Source organism: Microbacterium sp. (assembly GCF_036277215.1).
GTDB lineage: Bacteria > Actinomycetota > Actinomycetes > Actinomycetales > Microbacteriaceae > Microbacterium.
Genome location: NZ_DASUNI010000076.1, coordinates 1 through 4,601, shown reverse-complemented (window position 1 = coordinate 4,601; position 4,601 = coordinate 1). Strand labels below are relative to the sequence as shown.

Annotated in this window: 5 protein-coding genes; 1 reads left to right on the top strand and 4 read right to left on the bottom strand. The window is 67.8% G+C overall.

Annotated elements, in window-relative coordinates; translation table 11 throughout:
• Positions 1 to 22: 22 nt before the first annotated feature.
• Entirely contained in the window at positions 23 to 973 is a 951-nt protein-coding gene (locus tag VFX99_RS03695; RefSeq protein ID WP_329664969.1) for a M23 family metallopeptidase, read from the bottom strand.
• A gap of 214 nt (positions 974 to 1,187) precedes the next feature.
• Entirely contained in the window at positions 1,188 to 1,889 is a 702-nt protein-coding gene (locus VFX99_RS03690) for a metal-dependent transcriptional regulator (RefSeq protein ID WP_329664968.1), read from the bottom strand.
• A gap of 141 nt (positions 1,890 to 2,030) precedes the next feature.
• Here VFX99_RS03690 and serC point away from each other — a divergent pair, with 141 nt between their 5' ends.
• Complete coding sequence (gene serC, locus VFX99_RS03685) at positions 2,031 to 3,143, top strand: phosphoserine transaminase (RefSeq protein WP_329664967.1); 1,113 nt, start codon at positions 2,031 to 2,033, stop codon at positions 3,141 to 3,143.
• A gap of 19 nt (positions 3,144 to 3,162) precedes the next feature.
• Here serC and VFX99_RS03680 read toward each other — a convergent pair whose 3' ends face one another.
• Positions 3,163 to 3,984: a DUF3027 domain-containing protein gene (locus VFX99_RS03680; protein WP_329664966.1), complete on the bottom strand. Its 822-nt coding sequence runs from the start codon at positions 3,982 to 3,984 to the stop codon at positions 3,163 to 3,165.
• Positions 3,968 to 4,351 (bottom strand): cold shock domain-containing protein, encoded by a 384-nt coding sequence (locus tag VFX99_RS03675; RefSeq protein WP_329664965.1) that lies wholly within the window; start codon positions 4,349 to 4,351, stop codon positions 3,968 to 3,970. Before VFX99_RS03675 ends, VFX99_RS03680 begins: the two co-directional genes overlap by 17 nt.
• Positions 4,352 to 4,601: the final 250 nt, after the last annotated feature.

The following is a 4,601-nucleotide window of genomic DNA, read 5'->3' as shown; positions in this document are numbered from 1 at the left end:
TGGGAATCGGTCGCGCACGAGCTCAGCTGGCGTTGGCCTGCAGCCACGCCCACGGGTCGACCACGCCACCGTTGATGTGGACCTCGAAGTGCACGTGGCAGGCGGTGGAGCTTCCGGTCGAGCCGACGAATCCGATCAGCTGACCGGCTTGCACGGCCTGACCGGCTTCGACCTGACGGCTGCCGTAGGTCATGTGACCGTAGAGGCTGTTGACCTGCTGTCCGCCGAGCACGTGGTCGATCGACACGGCCACGCCGTAGCCGCCGTAGCTCTCCTGCGACACGCTGACCACACCGGCAGCGGCGGAGTACAGGGGCTCGCCGCAGGAAGCGAGCAGGTCGACGCCCTGGTGGTAGCCGGAATCCCACAGACCGCGTCCGAGGGTGAAGTTCAGGATCGGCCAGCGCACTTCGCCGCTGCCCGGTGATACGAGGGCCATGTTCACCGGGAGGCCGGCCGCAACGCTCGTCGTCAGGCGGGCGCGTGCGGCCGCTGCCTCGGCGGCAGCGGCTTCGGCCTTCTTCTGGTCGATCTCGTCCTGGGTCGTGGCCGAGTAGCTGTCCCGCGCAAGACCTTCGCTGGTGGAGTCGGATGCGACGAGCAGCGACTGGGCGTCCTCGGCTGCCACCTGCTGGAGGGTGACGGCATCCTCAGTCGGTCGCCAAGCGCCGTACGCCGGGAGGGCGACCGTCGCGATGAGGCCGCCGACCATCGTCAGGATGACCAGGCTGCGCAGCGGCTTGGTGTTGCGACCGGCAGTGCGCGGAGCGGAAGCAGACCGCACGGGGCGCACCTTCTTCGGGCGCGCCGCGATGGCGGTGATGCGCTTGGACAGCGGCGAGGGAGAGGTTCGTCCACGGGCACGGCGCGTGACAGTCGTCTCGTCGCTTCGGGGCTCGTTCGCGGACGAATCGAATTCTTCAGCCAATAGTTCCTCCGGCGCCTCCGCGCCGGGGCGCTGGCTCGTCAGCATTCGGTGTCGGGGCACGGTATGCGGGCGTACCACGTGGACGACGAGCCAGGGAGGCAATCCGCGTGGCGTCCGATGGCGCGGGGGTTACTCGCCTGTGGACTCCATTCACGCTACCCGAATGTAACGAATAAGTCACATCGAGCGGCTGGCAAAGACCTGGACACGCATCCTGCGCTGTGCTATCGACCGAGTCGGAGCACCCGGCGGCGCGAACTCAGCGCCGGTCGTCGACGAGGAAGATGTGCGAGGCGACCTCGATGGGCAGCTCGAGGCCCTCGTCGTTGCCGTCCATCTGCACGAGGACGTAGCCCTCGCTGTACCGGTAGTCACCGGCCGCGCCGGGCATCACACCGGCGCCTTTCAGCTGCTGCAGCAGCTCGGGGTCGACCTGCACGGGCTCGGCCAGGCGGCGGACGGTGCCGGTGATGGGGCCGCCCACCTCGTTGAGCCGCCGCACCAGACCGACCACGCCCTGCTCGAAGTTCTTGGCCGGCACATCGCCGAGCTGGGCCAGACCCGGGATGGGGTTGCCGTACGGGGACTCGGTGGGGTGTCCGAGCAGTTCGACGAGCCGGCGCTCCACCTGCTCGCTCATCACGTGCTCCCAGCGGCAGGCCTCTTCGTGGACGTACGCCCAGTCGAGCCCGATGACGTCGGAGAGGAGCCGCTCCGCGAGGCGGTGCTTGCGCATGACGTCGACGGCCTTCGAACGGCCCGCGTCGGTGAGCTCGAGGGTGCGGTCGTCGGAGACCACGACGAGACCGTCGCGCTCCATGCGGCCGACCGTCTGAGACACCGTCGGACCCGAGTGACCGAGCCGCTCCGAGATGCGCGCGCGGAGGGGAACGATGTTCTCCTCCTCGAGTTCGAGGATCGTGCGCAGATACATCTCTGTCGTGTCGATCAGATCGGTCATTGTGCCTCGCAGACGCGGAGTGGGAGCAAGGACAGCCTATCCAATGCTGCCGACGCCCCGGCGGGGCCGAACCCGACGCAGCCGGGTCACGGGCGGTCACACCGATGCGGTGGCCGACGCCCGCGATCGTAGAATCGGGGGATGCCCCACCTCGTGATCCCGAGTGATCTCCTGCCCGCCGACGGTCGCTTCGGATGCGGCCCCTCCAAGGTGCGCGGTGCGCAGCTCGAGGCGCTGGTCACGCGCGGCGCATCTCTGCTCGGCACCTCGCATCGCCAGGCGCCCGTGAAGAACCTCGTCGGCGACGTCCGCTCGCACCTCGCTGATCTGTTTCGCATTCCTGCCGGCTACGAGGTGATCCTCGGCAACGGCGGATCGACGGCGTTCTGGGATGCCGCGGCCTTCGGTCTCATCGAGGACCGCAGCCAGAACCTCGTGTTCGGCGAGTTCGGCGGCAAGTTCGCGACCGCCGCGAAGGCACCGTGGCTTCAGGCTCCCGACGTCCGTGACGTGCCCGCCGGCACAAGCACGGTGGCCGAGCCGGTCGATGGCGTCGACGTGTACGCCTGGCCGCACAACGAAACCTCCACGGGAGTTGCCGCCGCGATCACGCGCGTGCACGGCGACGAGGGCGCGTTGACCGTCATCGACGCCACGAGTGCCGCCGCCGGCATCGACTTCGAGGTCGGCGAGACGGACGTCTACTACTTCGCGCCGCAGAAGAACCTCGGCTCGGACGGCGGACTGTGGTTCGCGGTCGTCTCCCCCGCCGCGATCGAGCGGATCGAGCGGATCGCGGCATCCGGTCGGTACATCCCCGAGTTCCTGAGCCTGAAGAACGCGCTGGACAACTCCCGTCTCAACCAGACGCTGAACACCCCGGCGCTGGCGACACTCTTCCTGCTCGACGATCAGCTGCAGTGGATCCTCGGCAACGGCGGCCTGACCTGGGCCGACGCGCGGACGCGGGAATCGTCGGGCGCGCTGTACGACTGGGCCGCGGCATCCGAGTTCGCCACGCCGTTCGTCGCCGAGCCGGCGGACCGCTCCCCCGTCGTGGTCACCGTCGACTTCGCCGAGTCGGTGGATGCCGCGGCCGTCGCCTCAGCGCTTCGCGCCAACGGCATCGTCGACACCGAGCCGTATCGCAAGCTCGGCCGCAATCAGCTGCGCGTCGCGACCTTCGTCTCGATCGAGCCCGACGATGTGCGTCAGCTCATCCGGAGCATCGACTTCACGGTCGAGAACCTGTGACCTGAGTCAGCGGACCGGGTCAGCGGCCTGAGTCGTACCCGTCCGCGTCGTCGTCGTCATCCGAGTCGTCGTCGTCATCCGAGTCGTCGGACTCATCGTCGTCATCATCCGACTCGTCTTCGTCGTCCGAATCATCGACGTCTTTATCGTCTTCGTCGTCCGACTCATCGTCATCGTCGTCATCATCGGGCTCATCGTCATCCGAGTCGTCATCGTCGGACTCGTCGTCGTCGTCGTCATCCGACTCATCGTCATCGTCGTCGTCATCCGACTCATCGTCATCGTCGTCGTCATCCGACTCATCGTCATCGTCATCCGAGTCGTCATCGTCCGACTCGTCGTCGTCGTCGACCGCGTCATCCGACAGCTCGTCGATGTCGACGCCGTCCACGTCGCCGGAGTGCAGGATCGGCGATCCATCGTCGTCGAAGTCGGACGCGTCCAGATCGTCGACGTCGTCGAGATCCTCTTCGTCCGTCGCGATGATCAGGTCGTCGGTGGCCAGGCCTTCCGCCGCGAGAGCGGCCTGAGCCGCCTGATACTCGGCGAGGCGCTCCGCCCACGGCAGCCAGTCCGGCGCGACCAGCGCACCGTTCCCGGGAATCAGCTCGACTTCCAGTACCGTCGGGGCGGAATCGTCGACCTGCGCGAGGCTGACGGTCCAGAACCAGCCGGGGTAGCCCGACAGCTTGTTCTCGAAACGCAGCGTCAGCACGCCGTCGTCGTGCACCGTCGATTCCGCGGGCTCCCCGACCGTCGCGGCGGGTGTGATCTCCGCCAGCGCTGCCAGCGCCAGCTCCCGTGCCGTCGACTCGTCGATCGGCTCAGGTGTCGAGTTCATCGGCGACCTTGCGGAGCACGGCCGCGATCTTCTTGGAGTGCGACCCGCTGGGGTAGCGCCCACGGCGGAGGTCGCCACCGATGCCGTCGAGCAGCTTCACGAGGTCTTCCACGATGATCGCCATGTCGTCGGCGGGCTTGCGCGCCCGCTTCGCCAAGCTCGGCGGTGCCTCGAGTACCCGCACCGAGAGCGCCTGCAGTCCGCGCTTGCCGTCGGCCACGCCGAACTCGAGGCGAGTCCCCGGCTTCGGCGCGGGCGCACCGGCGGGCAGGGCTGTGGCGTGCAGGAAGACGTCCTGGCCGTCATCGGTTGCGATGAAGCCGAACCCCTTCTCCTCGTCGTAGAACCTGACCTTGCCGGTGGGCATGGAAACCTCGCTGTGTGCTTTGCCTCGCGTGGGGCATGACGGAACAGGGACCGATCGACCCCGACCCACAGCCTACGGCAACCACGACACCCGATAGGCTGATGTGAATGAGCACCCGCACCCCTGGCGGGGACGTCCCGGTCCGCCGCCTCGACCGAATCCTGGCGTACATGTCGCTCGGTCTGGCCATCGTCTCGATCGTGTGCTTCTTCGCGATCATCATCGCGAGGCCCGCGGGTGTCACCGACTT

Excerpts from the sequence above, each read along its gene's own strand:
- VFX99_RS03680 (WP_329664966.1), bottom strand. The coding sequence starts at position 3,984 with ATGAACTCGACACCTGAGCCGATCGACGAGTCGACGGCACGGGAGCTG.
- serC (WP_329664967.1), top strand. The coding sequence starts at position 2,031 with ATGCCCCACCTCGTGATCCCGAGTGATCTCCTGCCCGCCGACGGTCGC.
- VFX99_RS03675 (WP_329664965.1), bottom strand. The coding sequence starts at position 4,351 with ATGCCCACCGGCAAGGTCAGGTTCTACGACGAGGAGAAGGGGTTCGGC.
- VFX99_RS03695 (WP_329664969.1), bottom strand. The coding sequence starts at position 973 with ATGCTGACGAGCCAGCGCCCCGGCGCGGAGGCGCCGGAGGAACTATTG.
- VFX99_RS03690 (WP_329664968.1), bottom strand. The coding sequence starts at position 1,889 with ATGACCGATCTGATCGACACGACAGAGATGTATCTGCGCACGATCCTC.